The 18,199-nt window shown below is 42.0% G+C and carries 21 protein-coding genes and 1 riboswitch; of the genes, 16 read left to right on the top strand and 5 right to left on the bottom strand.

Translation table 11 applies throughout. From position 1 onward, the window contains the following. Positions 1 to 21 precede the first annotated feature (21 nt). The 9 genes from racE to yidD are packed head-to-tail and all read left to right on the top strand — an operon-like array spanning position 22 to position 5,720. Positions 22 to 816, top strand: coding sequence for a glutamate racemase (gene racE / locus O3602_RS02310; RefSeq protein WP_151378681.1), 795 nt, complete (start codon positions 22 to 24; stop codon positions 814 to 816). Next, positions 813 to 1,793: a nucleoside-triphosphate diphosphatase gene (locus O3602_RS02305; RefSeq protein WP_151378680.1), complete on the top strand. Its 981-nt coding sequence runs from the start codon at positions 813 to 815 to the stop codon at positions 1,791 to 1,793. The genes racE and O3602_RS02305 overlap by 4 nt, the downstream gene beginning before the upstream one ends. After that, positions 1,766 to 2,287, top strand: coding sequence for a metallophosphoesterase (locus O3602_RS02300; protein ID WP_371611067.1), 522 nt, complete (start codon positions 1,766 to 1,768; stop codon positions 2,285 to 2,287). The genes O3602_RS02305 and O3602_RS02300 overlap by 28 nt, the downstream gene beginning before the upstream one ends. Continuing rightward, positions 2,284 to 2,745 carry a cyclic-di-AMP-binding protein CbpB gene (cbpB, locus tag O3602_RS02295; RefSeq protein ID WP_003008353.1) on the top strand — a complete coding sequence of 154 codons (462 nt, stop codon included), beginning with the start codon at positions 2,284 to 2,286 and terminating at the stop codon, positions 2,743 to 2,745. The genes O3602_RS02300 and cbpB overlap by 4 nt, the downstream gene beginning before the upstream one ends. Next, complete coding sequence (gene xerD / locus O3602_RS02290) at positions 2,742 to 3,473, top strand: site-specific tyrosine recombinase XerD (RefSeq protein WP_003005319.1); 732 nt, start codon at positions 2,742 to 2,744, stop codon at positions 3,471 to 3,473. The genes cbpB and xerD overlap by 4 nt, the downstream gene beginning before the upstream one ends. Beyond that, on the top strand, positions 3,473 to 4,192 hold the full coding sequence (locus tag O3602_RS02285; protein WP_369087776.1) for a segregation/condensation protein A: 720 nt from the start codon (positions 3,473 to 3,475) through the stop codon (positions 4,190 to 4,192). Before xerD ends, O3602_RS02285 begins: the two co-directional genes overlap by 1 nt. Then, entirely contained in the window at positions 4,176 to 4,745 is a 570-nt protein-coding gene (gene scpB / locus O3602_RS02280; RefSeq protein WP_371476107.1) for an SMC-Scp complex subunit ScpB, read from the top strand. The genes O3602_RS02285 and scpB overlap by 17 nt, the downstream gene beginning before the upstream one ends. After that, the gene (locus tag O3602_RS02275; RefSeq protein ID WP_003005375.1) at positions 4,735 to 5,466 is read left to right on the top strand and encodes a pseudouridine synthase; all 732 of its coding nucleotides are present in this window, start codon (positions 4,735 to 4,737) and stop codon (positions 5,464 to 5,466) included. The genes scpB and O3602_RS02275 overlap by 11 nt, the downstream gene beginning before the upstream one ends. Continuing rightward, complete coding sequence (gene yidD, locus O3602_RS02270) at positions 5,463 to 5,720, top strand: membrane protein insertion efficiency factor YidD (protein WP_003013303.1); 258 nt, start codon at positions 5,463 to 5,465, stop codon at positions 5,718 to 5,720. The genes O3602_RS02275 and yidD overlap by 4 nt, the downstream gene beginning before the upstream one ends. Before the next feature lie 60 nt (positions 5,721 to 5,780). Here the strand turns inward: yidD and O3602_RS02265 are convergent, their stop codons facing one another. Next, on the bottom strand, positions 5,781 to 7,220 hold the full coding sequence (locus O3602_RS02265; RefSeq protein ID WP_003013408.1) for a TrkH family potassium uptake protein: 1,440 nt from the start codon (positions 7,218 to 7,220) through the stop codon (positions 5,781 to 5,783). 5 nt (positions 7,221 to 7,225) lie between these two features. After that, complete coding sequence (gene trkA, locus O3602_RS02260; protein ID WP_371611066.1) at positions 7,226 to 8,581, bottom strand: Trk system potassium transporter TrkA; 1,356 nt, start codon at positions 8,579 to 8,581, stop codon at positions 7,226 to 7,228. Between the two features lie 333 nt (positions 8,582 to 8,914). Between trkA and O3602_RS02255 the strand changes: the two genes are divergently transcribed. From O3602_RS02255 to O3602_RS02225, 7 genes are all read left to right on the top strand, one after another. Next, positions 8,915 to 9,457, top strand: coding sequence for a tRNA (cytidine(34)-2'-O)-methyltransferase (locus O3602_RS02255; RefSeq protein WP_151378674.1), 543 nt, complete (start codon positions 8,915 to 8,917; stop codon positions 9,455 to 9,457). An 80-nt stretch (positions 9,458 to 9,537) separates the two neighbouring features. Further along, positions 9,538 to 9,772: riboswitch (FMN riboswitch) on the top strand. A 202-nt stretch (positions 9,773 to 9,974) separates the two neighbouring features. Then, positions 9,975 to 10,547: an ECF transporter S component gene (locus tag O3602_RS02250; RefSeq protein ID WP_371605441.1), complete on the top strand. Its 573-nt coding sequence runs from the start codon at positions 9,975 to 9,977 to the stop codon at positions 10,545 to 10,547. After that, positions 10,537 to 11,187, top strand: a complete 651-nt coding sequence (locus O3602_RS02245) for a phosphatase PAP2 family protein (protein ID WP_003013200.1) — start codon at positions 10,537 to 10,539, stop codon at positions 11,185 to 11,187. The genes O3602_RS02250 and O3602_RS02245 overlap by 11 nt, the downstream gene beginning before the upstream one ends. A 57-nt stretch (positions 11,188 to 11,244) precedes the next feature. Beyond that, positions 11,245 to 12,204, top strand: coding sequence for a TIGR01212 family radical SAM protein (locus O3602_RS02240; RefSeq protein WP_141561991.1), 960 nt, complete (start codon positions 11,245 to 11,247; stop codon positions 12,202 to 12,204). Then, the gene (locus O3602_RS02235) at positions 12,188 to 12,745 is read left to right on the top strand and encodes a class I SAM-dependent methyltransferase (protein ID WP_003013293.1); all 558 of its coding nucleotides are present in this window, start codon (positions 12,188 to 12,190) and stop codon (positions 12,743 to 12,745) included. The genes O3602_RS02240 and O3602_RS02235 overlap by 17 nt, the downstream gene beginning before the upstream one ends. Next, positions 12,738 to 12,992: a hypothetical protein gene (locus tag O3602_RS02230; protein ID WP_023918874.1), complete on the top strand. Its 255-nt coding sequence runs from the start codon at positions 12,738 to 12,740 to the stop codon at positions 12,990 to 12,992. Before O3602_RS02235 ends, O3602_RS02230 begins: the two co-directional genes overlap by 8 nt. Before the next feature lie 12 nt (positions 12,993 to 13,004). After that, positions 13,005 to 15,059, top strand: coding sequence for a sodium:proton antiporter (locus O3602_RS02225; protein WP_003013027.1), 2,055 nt, complete (start codon positions 13,005 to 13,007; stop codon positions 15,057 to 15,059). 339 nt (positions 15,060 to 15,398) lie between these two features. Here the strand turns inward: O3602_RS02225 and O3602_RS02220 are convergent, their stop codons facing one another. From O3602_RS02220 to O3602_RS02210, 3 genes are all read right to left on the bottom strand, one after another. Further along, a complete protein-coding gene (locus O3602_RS02220) occupies positions 15,399 to 16,190 on the bottom strand; it encodes an ABC transporter ATP-binding protein (RefSeq protein ID WP_270299292.1) in 792 nt (263 codons plus the stop codon). 145 nt (positions 16,191 to 16,335) lie between these two features. Further along, entirely contained in the window at positions 16,336 to 17,502 is a 1,167-nt protein-coding gene (locus tag O3602_RS02215) for a tyrosine-type recombinase/integrase (protein WP_371611065.1), read from the bottom strand. Positions 17,503 to 17,592: 90 nt separating this feature from the next. Beyond that, entirely contained in the window at positions 17,593 to 18,099 is a 507-nt protein-coding gene (locus O3602_RS02210) for a helix-turn-helix domain-containing protein (protein WP_340279950.1), read from the bottom strand. Positions 18,100 to 18,199 lie beyond the last annotated feature (100 nt).

Genomic DNA, 18,199 nt, shown 5'->3' with positions numbered 1-18,199 from the left:
CTCCTTTTGGAAGGAAGAGATATGGATAACCGACCGATTGGTTTTTTAGATTCTGGAGTAGGGGGCCTGACTGTTGTCCGCGAATTGCTCCGTCAGCTTCCTCACGAAGATGTCGTCTATATTGGAGATTCAGCGCGTGCACCTTATGGTCCTAGACCAGCAGACCAAATTCGCGAGTATACTTGGCAGATGGTGGACTTCCTTCTGACCAAAAATGTCAAGATGATTGTCTTAGCCTGTAATACAGCGACGGCAGTGGTTTGGGAAGAAGTCAAGGAGAAACTTGATATTCCCGTTTTGGGAGTGATCTTGCCCGGAGCTTCTGCAGCCATTAAATCGACGACCCATCAAAAAATTGGGGTCATTGGGACACCGATGACGGTTTCTTCTGGAATTTATAAAGAGAAGATTCAAAGTCTGGCACCAGACATGGAAGTCAGTAGTTTAGCTTGTCCCAAGTTTGTTCCTCTAGTGGAATCAAACGAGTTGGCATCCAGTGTGACCAAAAAGGTGGTTTACGAAACCCTAAAACCACTAGTTGGAAAGGTTGATACCTTAGTCTTGGGATGCACCCACTATCCCCTTTTAAAACCGATCATTCAAAATGTTATGGGATCGGATGTTAAATTGATTGATAGTGGGGCAGAGTGTGTTCGGGATATTTCCGTCTTATTAAACTATTTTGAGCTTAATAAGAGTCGCGAAATCTTAGAGCAGACCCACCGCTTTTATACAACTGCAAATGCCAATAGCTTTGCAGCGATTGCCGAAAAATGGCTAGAACGTTCAGTGAATGTGGAGCATGTAAATTTATGAGTGACAAACTATTTGAATACAAAGATCCCCAAGATTGGTATATTGCCCAATGGGGAGAAGATGCAGACTACAACCAATTTAGTCAAGTGCCTGCGGAAGCTTCCACACTTTTAGATCAGCTGGAACTTCTCTTTGCCAAGGATCCTGAAGGCTTCCCTCTCAATCTATCGGTGATGCGCTATGGTTCAGCCTTTCGTTTTCTGACCTTTTTGACCGAAATCTTGAATGAAGTCAAGGGAAGAGCTTTTGAAATCGTACAGCGTCAAGGAGCCTTGCTCTTGGTTGAAAAAGGGAAATTGCTCTATTTGCATTTGCCAAGTGATGGGGTGGATTTGGAAGCCTTCTTGGGTCAAGACAAGGTCAAAGATACGATTCTTATTGCGACTCGAAATGAGGGAAAAACCAAAGAATTCCGTAATATGTTTGAAAAACTGGGCTTTGAAGTGGAAAATCTCAATCAATACCCAGAGCTTCCAGAAGTCGAAGAAACAGGGATAACCTTTGAAGAGAATGCCCGCCTAAAAGCTGAAACGATTGCAGAGCTAACTGGGAAAACAGTCTTAGCAGATGATTCAGGTTTGAAGGTAGATATCTTGGGAGGCTTACCAGGAGTTTGGTCAGCTCGCTTTGCGGGAGTTGGTGCGACAGATGCGGAAAACAATGCAAAATTGTTGCACGAATTGGCCATGGTTTTTGACTTGAAAGATCGTTCGGCCCAGTTCCATACGACCTTGGTGGTTGCAAGACCAGCCAAGGAAAGTCTAGTGGTGGAAGCAGATTGGCCAGGGTATATTAATTTTGAGCCCAAAGGGGAACACGGCTTTGGCTATGACCCTCTCTTCTTAGTTGGGGAAACGGGCCGTGCTGCTGCTGAATTAACGCTAGAAGAAAAAAATACACAATCACATCGTGCTTTAGCTGTTAAAAAGTTATTGGAGGTATTTCCATCATGGCAAAGCAAACAATCATCGTTATGAGTGATTCGCATGGAGACCGCTCCATTGTTGAAGCTATTAAAGAAAAATACCTAGGCCAGGTCGATGGGATCTTTCACAATGGGGATTCTGAACTGAAAAGTGATGATCCTGTCTGGGAAGGGATCCACGTTGTCCAAGGAAATATGGATTTTTATGATGGCTATCCGGAACGCTTGGTGACCCAACTAGGGCCGACACGGATCATCCAGACCCATGGGCATCTCTTCCAGATCAATTTTAGTTTTCAAAAATTGGATTTGTGGGCCCAAGAGGAGGAAGCAGATATCTGTTTATACGGTCACCTTCATATCCCAGATGCTTGGAAGGAAGGAAGAACCCTCTTTGTGAATCCTGGATCCGTTAGCCAACCTCGTGGTCTGATTCGGGAGTGTTTGTATGCCAAGATAGAGATTATGGATTCGAACTTTAGGGTAGAGTATTATACGCGAGAGCATGAATTGTATCCTGAATTGACAAAGGAGTTTAGCAGATGATAGCAAAGGAATTTGAACGTTTCTTGCTGGCGCAGGAAGAGACGTTCTTAACTCCTGCCAAAAATTTAGCGGTCTTGATTGATACCCACAATGTAGATCATGCGGTCTTGCTGTTGAGCCAGATTAGCTATAGTCGCATCCCGGTAGTGACGGATGAACGCAAGTTTGTGGGGACGATCTCCCTAACGGATATTCTATCTTATCAATTGAAACACGAGATTCCTGAGGAGACTTTTGCTTCGATGGATATCGTAGACGTTGCAAAGAAGGAGGTCGGGGTCATCGGCTTAGACTTCAATTTGACAGAAGTCCTTCACAAGTTGGTGGATGACTCCTTCTTATCAGTGGTGGATGAAGAAGGTTATTTCCAAGGGATTATTACGCGGAAATCGATCCTCAAAGCCATCAATTCGCTAATGCATAATTTTTCAAATGAATACGAGATGATTCCAAAATGAAAGAATTTATTGCAAGTTTTATTGATCAAAAAGAACTAAGTGAAAATTCTCAGTCAGCCTATTTCTATGATTTGGACCAATTTATTGAATCAATTCATGGAAAAGTAACACCGACGAATTTGAGAATTTACCAAGCTTCGATTAAAGATTTTAAACCGGCGGTTCAAAAACGAAAATTATCCGCCGTTAACCAATTTTTATATTATTTGTATCAAGAACGCTTTATTTCTGAATATCATCGTTTGGTCTTGCCTAAAATTCAACCGGCCAAAACCCATGATCGTGAATTGTTGGATCTGACCCATTTTTGGGAAGAATCAACCAATCCTCAGGGACGCTTGATGGCCTTATTGATTCTGGAGATGGGCTTATTGCCAAGTGAGATCCTCCAAGTCAAGGTCGAAGATATTCAGCTGGACTTTCATGTGATTCGAGTGGGCAAAGATGGCCAAAAACGAGTTTTAAAAGTTCCAGAGCCTTTACTGGATGAGTTGCAGCTCTTCCTCGATGGTGTCTATCTCTTTGATAATAAGGGAAAATCATACTCCCGTCAGTGGGGATTCCGGCAATTAGAAGCCTTCTTGATTGAAAAAGGCAACCAAGACCTTTCGGCGCAATCGATTCGTGAGCAGTATATTTTGAAACAACGTGAACTCGGTGTGGATCTCTTTAGTATTGCGCGTGAATTGGGCCTAAAAACTATGGTGACATTAGAAAAATATAAATAATGGATATTAAATTTAAAGATTTTGAAGGGCCTCTGGATCTCTTGCTCCACTTGGTCTCTAAATACCAGATGGATATCTATGAGGTCCCCTTGATTGAGGTGATTGAACAGTATCTGGCTTATCTGGCGACTCTCCAGGCAATGAAACTAGAGGTGGCAGGGGAATACATGCTGATGGCTAGTCAACTTACCCTGATCAAGAGTCGAAGACTTCTTCCTAAGGTCGCAGAGGAGATGGATGAAGCAGAGGATCTAGAGCAGGACCTCCTTTCTCAATTGGAAGAGTACCGTACTTACAAGCAATTGGGAGAGTTGATGGCCTCGCAGCACGAGGAGCGCGCCCTCTATTATTCGAAACCGAAGATGGAATTGGTCTATGACGATACCGAATTACTTCATGATCGCACCACGGTGGATCTTTTCTTGGCTTTCTCAAAACTATTGACCAAGAAAAAAGAAGAATTCCGCCAGAACCATACAACCATTGTCAAGGATGAATACAAGATTGAGGATCTGATGGACCAGCTGCGTCACCGATTCCACGATCGTTCACAAGTTCTCTTGCAGGACTTGTTTCTAGAAGCAGCGGATCTCCAAGAGGTCATTACCCTATTTCTTGCAACCCTTGAATTAATCAAGATTCAAGAGGTAACAGTGATACAGGATATGGCTTTTGGAGAAATTTACTTAAATAGGATTGAACATGAGCAAATTAGCTGAAATAGAAGCACTCCTATTTGTAGCGGGTGAAGAAGGAATTACTGCCAGACAAATCGCAGATCTTCTCTCTTTACCCTCTACAGGTGTGGTGCAAAGTTTAGAAAAATTGGCCCAAAAATACCAGGAGGATACAGATACCAGTCTGTGTTTGATGGAGACAGCTTCCCGTTATAAATTGGTGACAAAGGCAGACTACGCTTCGGTTTTACGAGACTATTCTAGAACGCCTATGAACCAAAGTTTGTCTCGGGCTGCCCTTGAAACCTTGTCAATTATTGCTTATAAGCAACCGATCACCCGTGTGGAGGTCGATGATATTCGGGGTGTCAATTCCAGTGGGGCCATTACCAAACTACTGTCATTTGATCTGATCCGTGAAGATGGGAAAAAAGAAGTCCTCGGGCGTCCTAATTTGTATGTCACGACGGAGTATTTTTTGGATTATATGGGGATCAATCATTTGGAGGAATTGCCAAAGGTTGAGGAAGTGGACATTGATCCAGAAGAAGGTCAATTATTTTCAGAGAGAACAGAGGAACTAGATGAGAATTAACAAATATATTGCCCATGCAGGCGTAGCTAGTCGTCGCAAGGCCGAAGAACTGATCAAGCAAGGCTTGGTGACAGTCAATGGCCAAGTTGTGCGTGAATTAGCGACCATCATTAAAACCGGTGATCAGGTAGAAGTAGAAGGGACTCCAATCTATAATGAAGAAAAGGTCTACTATCTTTTAAATAAGCCACGTGGCGTCATTTCTAGTGTATCGGATGATAAAGGTCGGACAACAGTCGTTGACCTTTTATCTCAAGTACCAGAGCGCATCTACCCAGTGGGACGTTTGGACTGGGATACATCTGGTGTCTTGATTTTGACCAATGATGGTGATTTTACAGATGAGATGATCCACCCGCGAAATGAAATTGATAAGGTCTATGTGGCGCGTGTCAAAGGGATTGCCAATAAGGAAAACTTACGTCCCTTGACGCGAGGGGTGACCATTGATGGAAAGAAAACCAAGCCAGCGACTTACGAGATTTTAAAAGTGGATGTCGAAAAGAATCGTTCAGTGGTTCAGTTGACCATTCATGAAGGGCGTAACCACCAGGTTAAAAAGATGTTTGAAGCTGTGGGACTTTTAGTGGACAAACTCTCCCGGACCCAGTTTGGGAATTTGGACGTCTCAGGACTACGTCCGGGTGAATACCGTCGTTTGAACAAAAAAGAAATCAGCCAGCTGCACAATCTAGCAGTAACTAAATCTAAAAAAGCATGAAAACAATCCTGATTGCGCTGGTCAGAGGCTATCAAAAATGGATCTCTCCCCTATTTCCGCCTTCTTGTCGTTTTCAACCGACCTGTTCCAATTATATGATCCAAGCGATTGAACGATTTGGTGTGAAAGGTGTCTTGATGGGGATTGCAAGGATTCTACGTTGCCATCCGGGAACCAAAGCAGGACCAGACCCCTTGCCAGACCATTTTAGTCTGAAGCGAAATGAAGAATCAAAATTGGACGATCGCAAATAAACAGAAACACCCTTAGAAATTATTTTTCTAAGGGTGTTGATTTTGTACTAGAGTTGTCTATCAGCGTTTAGACCATGTTTTAGGGAGGAAGAGAAGAATCATTGGATAGATTTCAAGCCGTCCTGCAATCATGGCTAAGGAAAGTAACAGTTTTGAAATCGGACTAAAGATGGAGAAGGTTTGACCTGTTCCAATCATAGGTCCAATGTTGTTGAAACAACTAAAGACAGCGCTGACAACCGTCATGAAGTTATTATTGTCTAGACTCACTACAAAGAGTAGGCCGATCGTGATAAAACTGTATATTGTAAAGTACTTGAGGATCTGATGCTGTGTATCCTTATCCAATACCGTATCATTGACATGCAAGGTCAGAACGCGATTCGGAGACAAGGTCGAAAGAACCTGATTTTTTGCGATTCGCCATAAGGTCAAGCACCGAATGACTTTAAGCCCCCCAGCGGTCGATCCAGCAGAACCACCGATGACCATCAGCATCAAGAGGATGAACTGAGAAAAGAGAGGCCATTTTTCCGTCGTTCCATAACCAAAACCGGTAGTGGTGATGATATTGGAAACTTGGAAGAAGGAAATCTCAAAACTCTTAGCGACATTGGCATAGAGATGAAGGACATTGTAAGCGATCAAGACACTGGACACGAGGACGATGGTGATATAGGTCCGCAATTCCTCATCTTTAAAGAAGGCCTTGAATTTTCGGATCATGAGGAAGTAGTAGAGGTTAAAGTTAACCCCGAAGACTAAAACCCCGATACTGACCAAATAGGTGATTAAACTACTATTGTAGTGGGCAATTCCGTCGTTAAAAACGGTAAATCCCCCGGTCCCAGCCGTCCCCATGGCGATGACAAAACTATCATAAAGGGGCATGCCGGCAAGGAAATAAAGAACCACAAAGAGGAAGAACAAGCCCAAGTACAAGAAGTAGAGGATTTGAGCTGTATTTTTTAATTTGGAAACGACCTTCCCAAAAACTGGACCAGGAACTTCCGCCTTCATGACTTCAAGGTGGCTGTTCTTATTATTGTCCATAATGGCAAGGGCGAAGACCAATACTCCCATCCCTCCAATTAAGTGGGTGAAACTGCGCCAAAAGAGGAGAGAATGGCTGAGGACACCTACATCATCTAAAATCGTTGCCCCTGTCGTTGTAAAGCCAGAGCTGACTTCAAAGAAGGCGTCGATAATGTTGGGGATTTGCCCCGAAAAGACAAAGGGAAGGGCACCAAAGAAGGACCATAGGATCCAACAAAGTGCTACAATCAGGACTCCTTCTTTAGCATAGATGTGAAAATCCTTAGGTTTGTGAAAACTACCAAGGAGGCCAAACGCAAGTAGGATGGCCATGGTTGCTCCAATAGAGACAAAGACCTTGGCAGGTTCCCGATAGATTGCAGCGACCACTAAAGGAACGATCAGAAGACCAGCTTCGATTAAGAGGAGTTTGGACAAGAGGTAACGAATCATGCTTCTATTCATCAGGCTTACCTCTCAAGTAGATCGTAGATTTTAGTGACATTTTGAATCAAGGTGGTTACGATAATCCGATCTCCTACCATCAAACGGTCATCTCCATTAGGGAAAATAGCCTTACCATCTCGAATAATGGCAGCGATTAAGACGCCTTTTTTTAATTTCAATTCAGAGAGGGGATATTGGGTTAGTTTATTGTCTTCCTTAATTTGGAACTGCAAGGTTTCAATTCGACCGTTTGCGACATGGTGCAAAGCTTCTAGGTTTGAGAACTGTGCATTATAGCGCCCGCGAATAAAGTGCATAATGGTATCCACGGCGATGCGCTTTGGTGTGACGATACTGGTCATATCCTGATCGCCAATGATCTCCAACAGACTGGTTCGGTTGACCTTGGTAATGTTCTTTTTGACTCCGACGGAATTCAAGAACATGGAGGTGATGATATTTTCTTCATCGACTCCTGTCAAAGTGGCCACAGCATCGAAGTTGTTGGCACTCTCTTCTAAAAGAATGTCTTTAGCGGTTCCGTCTCCATGGACGACATAGAGGTCAGGAAATTCTTGGCTAAAGAATTCCGCCCGTTCGCGATTGACCTCTAAGACCTTGAGATCGATCTTGCGACGCACATCTTGAAGAATATTGAGTAGGTAGTAGGCAATTTTCCCAGCACCAATGATCATCATGCTCTTAATGACCTGAGGGCGAACATTGTTGTGGAAGAGAACGACCTCGATCCGATTACCCGTTACAAAAATCTTGTCTTGAGGTTGCAAGACAAAATCTCCGTTTGGAATGGTGAGTTCGTTGCCACGCTCGATTGCACAAACAATGACATTTCCGTATTTCTTTCGGAATTGGGAGAGGCTCATATTGCAGAGATTGCTATCTGGCTTGATCTTAAATTCCATCAAGGCTACCCGACCATTGGCAAAATGCTCCACAGAGAGGGCATTTGGGAAGTCAATGATATTGGCAATATAACGAGCTGTCAGCAATTCCGGATTGACAACCAGGGAGAAGCCCAAGATATTTTTTTCCTTGAAGTAGGAATTGGAATATTCCGGATTCCGCACTCGAACGATGGTCTCTTTGGCTCCCATTTTTTTAGCCAAAACAGCGGAGACCATGTTCACTTCATCGTACTCGGTCATAGTAATGAAGATATCACAGTTTTCAACATCCGCTTGCTCCAAGATCTTGAAGTTCGCCCCATTCCCTAAAATTCCAATGATATCAAACCGTTTGGTAATATGGTTAAGAACGGATTCGTCTTTTTCGATCAAAATAACATCGTGGTTTTCAGCAACGAGAGAACGACAAAGGGCCGTTCCAACCTTTCCTCCACCAACAACAATAATTTTCATAGAATACCTCCAGAGTATGCTTCTATCATACTCTATTTTCAAGAAAAATTCATCTTTTTTAAGGATTTTCTGGTGGAATTTTGAGAAGCTAAGAACAAGTAGGAGAAATCGTCAAAAGAGTAGAACGAGGAGGGATCGAAAACTTTGATAAAGTTTCTTAAAAAAATCTAAAAAAACTATTGACAGGAGCTTCAAAAGTGTTATACTTAGAAAGTACCTTCGTTGATTTACCTCAAACCTGTTGTGAGTTAAGTTAATGAAGCTGTAACCACGCTGTTTGCTGAGCTTGACTCCGGGCAGTGTGGCTATTTTTTTATCAGAAAGAGATCGAGTATGAATATTGAAGAACTGGACTACCAAGAGTCAGCAGCTCAAAACCACATCGTCTTGTTCCAACCTCAGATTCCACAAAATACGGGAAATATTGCACGGACTTGTGCGGCAACCAATTCCCCCCTGCATATCATTCGCCCTATGGCTTTTCCGATCGATGATCGCAAAATGAAGCGAGCAGGACTCGATTATTGGGACAAGCTGGATGTCCGTTTTTATGATAGCCTGGAAGAGTTTATGGAAGCAGCAGGTGACGGTCAGGTACACCTAGTGTCCAAGTTTGCAAATCAGACCTATTCGGACGTTTCTTATCAGGATGGGAAGTCCCATTATTTCTTGTTTGGACGCGAGGATAAAGGTTTGCCGGAAGATTTTATGCGCCAGCACGAAGAGAAGGTCATTCGCATTCCGATGAATGACGAGCATGTCCGTAGTTTAAATGTCTCCAATACCGTCTGCATGATTGTCTATGAGGCACTCCGCCAGCAGGGATTCAAAGGGCTGGAGTTGAGCCATCGTTATGAGCACGATAAGCTCAAATAAGAACGAAAAATTAAAACCCGAACCATGTAATCCATGACGTTACAAAAACTTGCCTAGGCAAGTTTTTTTTGTTATCATAAAAGGGTCTTCAGGGCAGGGTGTAATTCCCGACCGGCGGTGACTTTTACGAGGAAATGTTCTTTTTCTTTTATACTTTGTTGCCAAGCTTTGCCTAACTAGAAGTTATGCCTACAGCTTGTCGCCTCGTCTAAAAGAAAAATCTCCATTTCCATGCTCTAAAAGAAGTCCGCGAGCGCAAGCTGATGTGGTGTGATTCCACAACCGACAGTATAGTCTGGATGGGAGAAGACGAGAGACGAATAGATTGTCAGCTATTCTGATCTGTTTAGAGCTGATGCATGGGAATAGTACCTTGGAGTCTAAGACTGACTAACGGCATGTTTCGATGGAGACCAGCTAAAGTAACTAGAATATTTTCTGGTTTAAGCTTTGTTTAAATAGTTTAGAGTAGAATGATGGAGTAGACGTCTTTCCAGCTTCTCTAATTTTTAAAAAATTGGAGGAACCTGTTATGACAAATACACGTAAACTGACCCTAGTGGCTGTTTTATCCGCTTTATCTTTTATTTTGATGTTCTATCAATTTTCTTTCTTGATAGATTTCTTCAAAATTGATTTGAGTATCATCGCCATTTTGTTGGCCTTGGTCCTATTGGATTTTAAAAGTGCCGTTTGGGTGACCTTGATCCGATCTGTCCTTAAGTTAGCCCTTAATAATAAGGGACTTGAAACCTTGATCGGATTACCAATCAATATCATTGGAGTTCTTGTTTTTGTTCTTGCTTTTGCATGGATTTGGAACAAGGAACGGACCCATGGTCGATTTATCCTGGCAACGATTGTTGGAACGATCAGCTTGAGTATCACGATGGTATTAGTGAACTATGTCTATGCAATCCCTTTATATGCTCGCTTTATGAACTATGATATTTCGAAAACACTAGGGCTTGTCCACTATTTAGCCGCAATGGTTGCACCGTTTAACCTGATCGAAGGGGTGATTTGGGCCATCGCATTTGGGTTGATCTATACCTTATTGCAACCGATTTTGAAAAAATATGAAAAATAAACAACAACATTGGGCGAAGGCAAGCTTCGCCCTTCTCATTTTTGTCATTCTCGGGTATGTGATTCGCTTTTACCCGCAACAATTAACAGGCTTTGATGGTACGATTCAATCTGCTATTCGAGGCGATCTGCCTGCAACACTGACGGCCTTCTTTACCAAGGTGACCCATGTCATGGATACCAAGATCATTGTCATCTGGGTGGGCCTTCTGCTAGTGGTCTTTGCCTATAAGAAATGGTACAGTGAAGCTCTTTTTCTAGGGAGCAATCTGGTATTGACTGGTCTTTTGGTTCTTCTTCTAAAGAATATCTACCAGAGACCGAGACCAAGTATTCTTCATCTAGTAGAGGAAAAAGGCTTTTCTTTCCCGAGTGGTCATTCACTGGCGTCTACCCTTGTTTTGGGAAGTTTGATCATCATCATCGGCCAACATGTAAAAAATAAAACAGCCCGCTATTGCCTTCAAGGCATGCTGGTTCTGGGAATTGTAACCATTGTGGTTTCCCGTATTTATGTTGGGGTCCACTATCCATCAGACGTTCTCGGCAGTATGATTTTGGGCCTTGCTGTCTTACAGTTTGAGTATCCCTTGTATGATCGCTTGCGATTTCAATGGCGCTTTACAGGCAAGCAAAAATAAGCATCTAACAACTAGGAGTTGAACTCGCGTTTTGAGTTCGACTCTTTTTTTGCTATAATGAAGGGTATGAAATCCTACAATACCTTGAATGATTATTATCGAACCTTATTTGGAGAAAAGACCTTTAAAGTCCCTATTGATGCAGGCTTTGATTGTCCCAATCGAGACGGAACAGTCGCCCACGGTGGCTGTACTTTTTGTACGGTCTCGGGTTCAGGAGATGCCATTGTGGCCCCAGAAGCTCCGATTCGAGAACAGTTTTACAAAGAGATTGACTTTATGCATCGGAAATGGCCAGATGTGAAGAAATACCTGGTCTATTTTCAAAATTTCACCAATACCCACGATAAAGTAGAAGTCATTCGAGAGCGGTATGAACAGGCTATCAATGAACCAGGAGTGGTAGGAATCAACATTGGTACGCGTCCGGATTGTTTACCAGATGAGACCTTGTCCTACCTAGCAGAGCTGACAGAGCGCATGCATGTGACGATTGAGTTGGGTCTTCAGACGACTTATGAAACGACTTCTGAATTGATCAATCGGGCCCATAGTTATGATCTCTATGTTGAAACAGTCAAGCGTATTCGCAAACAGGTGCCCAAGGCAGAGATCGTCTCCCATTTGATCAATGGCCTTCCTGGGGAGACGCATGAGATGATGGTGGAAAATGTTCGCCGTTGTGTGACCGATAATGAAATTGATGGCATCAAGTTACACCTCTTGCATTTGATGACCAATACACGGATGCAACGGGACTATCATGGAGGACGACTTCAACTCATGAGCCAGGAGGAGTATGTCAAGGTCATCTGTGACCAGTTGGAGATCATCCCCAAACACATTGTCATCCACCGGATTACAGGGGACGCGCCAAGGGATATGTTGATTGGCCCTATGTGGAGCCTCAACAAATGGGAAGTCCTAAACGCTATTGAAACTGAAATGCGTCGGCGTGGAAGTACCCAAGGATGTAAGCTAGAAGAAAAGGAGACTGCTGATGCTTCGACCACTTGAAATGGCCCATCAATTTTTAGCAGAAGTCATCACCAAAGAAGATGTGGTGGTGGATGCGACCATGGGAAATGGACATGATACGGCCTTTTTAGCCCAACTAGCAGGCCAGGTCTATGCCTTTGATATTCAAGAGCAAGCACTTGTAAATACCCAAGAAAGATTGGAAAAGTTGGGACTTCAGCATGTCCGGTTGATCTTGGATGGCCACCAGCATGTGGACCAATATGTGGAGACCCTCAAAGCAGCTATTTTTAATCTGGGTTATCTGCCATCTGCGGATAAATCGGTCATTACTCTTCCAGCTACCACGATTGAAGCGATGGAGAAAATCTGTGCTCGCCTAGAAAAAGGTGGGCGAATGGCTATTATGATCTATTATGGTCATGAGGGAGGAGATATCGAGCGTGATGCAGTGCTGGACTTTGTTAGTCAGCTCCCTCAAAAAGACTATACAGCGACCATCTACCGGACACTGAATCAAGTGAATCAGCCACCGTTTTTGGTCATGATCGAAAAATTAGAAAGCTACCGTCATGGATAAAGAATATTTAAAGAATAAAATCGAAGGATTGAGACATCATTTTGTCGAATCAACCATCCACGAGCGTGCAATAGGTTTTTATGATGAAGCCCATATGACCAAAAAGATGCTCAAAATAAAAAAGAAATTGGTTTCGCTTGAGATGGAACGGTGCCAAAAGAAGATTGAGCACAAGGATGTAACCAAGACAGACCAAAAGATTGCGGAGTTAAAACAGCAATTTGAGACCTGTTGCCAAGAACGGTAAGGAGGGAGTGATATGGAACTACTCCTTTATGCAGTGATCTTTTCGATGATTTTGATCATCTCAAATGCCACGAATAAACTTGTGCCGAGCCTTCCTCTGCCCTTGATTCAAATTTTACTAGGGATTGGTTGGGCCCTCTTTGTGCCAGAAGAAAATTTTCATCTGGATACCGAGCTTTTTCTGGCCTTGGTCATTGGTCCTCTCTTATTTCGAGAAGCAGAAGAAGCAGATATTACTTCCGTCTTAAAGCACTGGCGGGTCATCCTCTATTTGATTTTCCCAGTGATTTTTATCTCAACCATTAGTTTGGGCTGGGCAGCTCACTCCTTGTGGCTGAGCCTTCCTTTAGCAGCCTGTATGGCAGTGGGGGCAGCCCTTGGTCCTACCGACTTAGTAGCTTTTGCTTCTCTGTCTGAGCGCTTTAGCTTTCCAAAGCGGGTTTCGAATATCTTAAAAGGCGAAGGGTTACTAAATGATGCCTCAGGTCTAGTTGCCTTTCGAGTGGCCTTGGCAGCCCTTGCGACCGGAAGTTTCTCTCTTGGAGAGGCAGGGGTTTCCTTAGGAATCTCCATCATTGGAGGATTTGCGGTGGGGATCTTGACGGCCTTTGTGAACCGGTGGCTGCAAACCTTACTCTTGAGTGTTCGCGCTAGTGATATTGCCAGTGAATTGTTATTAGAACTGAGTCTCCCACTGTTGACCTTCTTCCTAGCAGAAGAACTCCATGTCTCTGGTATCATTGCAGTAGTTGTGTCAGGGATCCTAAAAGCCAGTCGCTTTAAGCACATTACCCTCCTTGAAGCGCGGGTAGATACTGTGAGTCATACTGTCTGGAATACGGTCAACTTTATCTTAAATGGGTCGGTCTTTGTCATCTTAGGAATGGAATTGGAAATGATTTCCAAGCCCATCTTAAGTAGTCCCATTTACAATAATCTTCTTTTAGTTCTTTCTGTCTTTCTTTTGACAGCCTTGCTCTTTTTGATTCGTTTTGTCATGGTTTACCTCTTTTATTGGTTCCGAACGGCTCGACTAAAAAAATCGTTGAGAAATTATCTAAAAGATGCCTTATTGCTGACTTTTTCGGGTGTGAAGGGAACGGTTTCGATTGCGACGATTCTTTTGATTCCAACCAAGATCGAAAAAGAATACCCCATCCTACTCTTTTTAGTGGCAGGAGTTACCCTTGTCAGCTTTATTGCTGGCTTAGTGGTACTTCCAAAATTATCAGAAGACAAGGAAGAAACCAATGACTACCTGATGCAGATCGCGATTTTAAATGATGTCGTCATGGAATTAGAAGCAGACCTAAAGAATAGCAAGCACAAGGGGCCCTTGTATGCGGCAATTGATAACTACCATGGTCGCATAGAAAACTTGATTCTAGGCCAAGAAAACAGGCTCATTCAAAAGGACTGGGAACAGTTGAAGCTCCTGATTTTGAGTATTGAAAGTGACGGCTTGGAACAAGCCTATGAAGAAGGGAAGATTCGAGAGCGGGGCTACCGCGTCTACCAACGCTATCTTCGCAATATGGAGCAACGTGTCAATCGCAATCTTTCGTCTCGTTTAACCTATTACCTCTTGGTGTCTTTCCGTCTCTTGCGTTTATTAGTCCATGAGATCTTAACCTTTGGGGCTGGCTTGCGAAACTGGTGGACCCGAGAGGACAGCAAGTTAGAGGCCATTGATTATGACCAGATTGCGGCCCTCTATTTGGCCAATACAGAAATCATCATTGAAAGTTTGGAAGACCTCAAGGGGATTTATCGGAGCAGTTTGATTTCTTTCCTACAAGAATCTCGTCTGAGAGAGACAGCTATTATTACCAGTGGGGCCTTTGTGGAGCGGGTTATTAATCGCGTGAAACCAAATAATATCGATGAAATGTTGAGAGGTTATTATTTGGAGCGTAAGATTATTTTTGAATATGAAGCGCAACACCTGATTACCGCCAAGCAAGCGCGCCGTATGCGACAAAATGTCAATGAATTAGAAAGCTATTCCCTAAGAGAAAGTGCCAATACGCTTCCATACGATTTGATCGAGTATGCACGAAATCGATAAAAGTAAAAGTGCTAAGATGGATATCTTAACACTTTTCAGATTGAGGACAAAGTTATCTTAAAAACTTTCCTTAAGTGAGTACGGACATCAGCGAACTTCTACGAAGTTCCATGACTAATTATTGAGCCTAAGGTCTCAATAATTCCGAGCGCCTGAAACTATTAAGTTTCAGGTACTTTTCTCACGGCGGAAAGTTTCAGTAGATGATTGAATAATTCTAACGAATAAATTTTTTTATTTTTATAGAATTTATTAGATTTGTAAAGAAGAACTGTTAGTCTATACTCTCGAAGTGCTAAGATTCTCATCTTAGCACTTTTTGCTTTATTCACTTTCTTTTCAGTGTGCGATTTCTGGTTTGACAAAGAGTCGCTCATCACCAAGATCAATAAGGGATACTGGTGCTTCATAAAATTGGCTAAGGACATGGGGAGTTAGGATGTTTTCCTTTGGTCCTTGCTCGACCACTTGGCCATGTTTGAGTAAGAGGACATGGGTCATGTCTGTTGTAATTTCCTCGGCATGGTGGGTGACGTAAATCATGGTAGGCGCGTGATCCAGTTGTTTGATATGATGGATCTGACGGAGGAGTTTTTCTCTGGCAAAGAGATCCAGTCCACTAGAAGCTTCGTCAAAAATGATCAGATCTGGCTGGTCCATGAGGCTTCGTGCAATGAGAACGGTCTGCTTTTCTCCCTGGGAGAGCTCTCGGTATTTGCGGCCGATCAAAGAGCTAGCCCCAATTGAAGTCAGCATATCCCGTGCCCAATTTAGTTCTTCCTCTCCGTATGCAGCATATAAAATACTACTCTTGTAGTGACCGGTTAGGACAATTTGTTCTGCCAAAAGATGCTCTGGCAGTCTTTCTGAAATAAAAGAGCTTACGATTCCAATACGCTTCCGCAACTCAGGAATTCCTCCTTCTCCAAAGCGAGTTCCAAGGACCGTTACCTGGCCAGAACTAGCCCAGTATTCAGACATGAGCAGTTTGAGGAGGGTCGATTTTCCTGCTCCATTTAAGCCTAAAATCGCCCAACATTCATTTTCTTTTACTTGCCAGTTAATCTCTTTTAAAAGGGCTTTTCCATTGCGGATCAAATTGACGTCTTGTAGTTCAATCAAATTATTCATATCTTCATCCTTTTGATTAAAATCCCCTTTATTCTATCATAAAATCTTTTAATTTAAAGATAGAATTGTCAGAAAGCCTATTGTTATAGGGTTTTTTGCTTGTCGTAATACGTTGTATTCTGACTTTGTTCAGTTATTTGTTCAGTTACAAACTCCCTAGAGCTGTTTCATAGAATGAAACGGCTTTTTTTGCACTCTCTTTTGAGAGGTGACTGTATGTATCCATTGTCATAGATAAAGTGGAGTGTCCTAGTCTATGTTGGAGTTCTTTATATGGTATTCCAGCATTTAATAACAAACTAGCGTGAGTGTGGCGGAAACCATGGAAACCAATATTAGGCACTTTAGCACGTTTAAAATGTGTTTTTAATCTTGTAAAAAGAGTACTGTTATTCGGGTATTCATGGATAAAATCTGAAAAGACTACTTTTTCAGTTCGTCCTATCTTCCAAGCCTCTTGGGTTTGTCTACGTTTGTACTGTTTTAATATTGTAACCGTTTTGGGGTCAATATCGATATCACGGTAACTAGTTTTTGATTTAGGACTATTCACCTCTTGCATACGGTTTAGTGTCTTTGTAACGTGAACTACAGCTCTATCTAGATCAATATCAGACCATTCCAGCGCCAACGCTTCATTAATACGGCAACCAGTAGCAAGTAGGAAGTTGTAAAGTGTTTTCTCGTAAAAATAGCGGTATCTATCACTATCCAAGTTGTCCAGATAATCTAAAAATGTTTTTAACTCAATGTTATCAAAGTGTTTAATCTTTTGGCACTTTTCTTTCTGGGTATTTCTTGGGAGAATGACCTCACGGGCTGGGTTGAATGGTATAGCTTTCATAACTACACCATATTGTAAGATACGCTTGTTTACAGTATGGATTTTCTCATAGTGTAAATAAGCCCCTTGCTCCCCGTTATTTGTCTTTCCAGCTAATTTGTTAATTATTTTTTGAATTAGTGGAGTGGTTAGTTTATCCAGCTTATAACCCCCGAATAATGGCAGGATATGTTTATTTAAAATCTTACTCATATTGCCTTGAGTATTTGGTTTTACTGTATGCTTATAGCTTTCCCACCATAATTCAGCGAGTTCTTTATATGTTTTAATTGTCGCTTCTTTGAATCTAGTAGAACCATTTTGAATGAAGTCTATTTCAGCTTCCTTGGCTTTCTGTTTGACCTCTTTTCTAGTTCTAGCTGTGATACTAGTTTTTACATCTTTTCCCGTTACTTGGTCAACTCCCAAGTAAACATTAGCACGATACACGGTTGTACCGTCTTTCTTTTTGTGTTCTGTAATTTTCATGATCGAAAACCTTTCTAATTCATCAGCAGGCAAGCCGTGTTATAGGTTTTAGAAAGTTTTCGATAGTATTTGTTATGATGAAAAGATTATTTAATCTGTACTTGTGTCTTCAACAAGTAATGAGTATCCATTTTTAGCCAAATCGTTATATATTTCATCTATTCTGTGCGACATCATGAGGTCGTATGACATATAAGCTCCCCAATAATTGTCTTCATTATTTAAATTCATAGATTGGATAAGATTGAAAACGTCTGTTACTTGATAATCACTAATAACAATATCTAATTCTTTTAAACAATTGACAAAGGTTTGCAGATCTTTTTCTTTATTCCTTTTTTCAGAGTATACCCTAATTTGACCTTTATAATCAAGTTCTATTCTTTCATCATCATATATTTTTCTATCATTTGTGTATCCCAACAAATATCCTACGCTTACTCCAAAGAAATCGGCTAATTGTTTTGCTTTCTCAGGTTTTATTTGCCTTTCTCCATTTTCCCACCTCAAGATAGTAATTTTAGAAACTCCAATTTCATGAGCCAATTCGTCTTGAGTGAGCTTTTTTTCTTTGCGTAAAATTTTCAATCTATTCATAGTTTACATTCCTTTCGTAACTGATTATATCCTAAAATTTAAAAAGTATCAATAAATGATACATTTTTTTGAAATAAATAGTTGACAATTATCCAAAACG

The organism is Streptococcus sp. 27098_8_186 (assembly GCF_041432055.1).
Lineage (GTDB): Bacteria > Bacillota > Bacilli > Lactobacillales > Streptococcaceae > Streptococcus > Streptococcus dentalis.
This window is presented reverse-complemented; position numbering and strand designations above follow the sequence as displayed.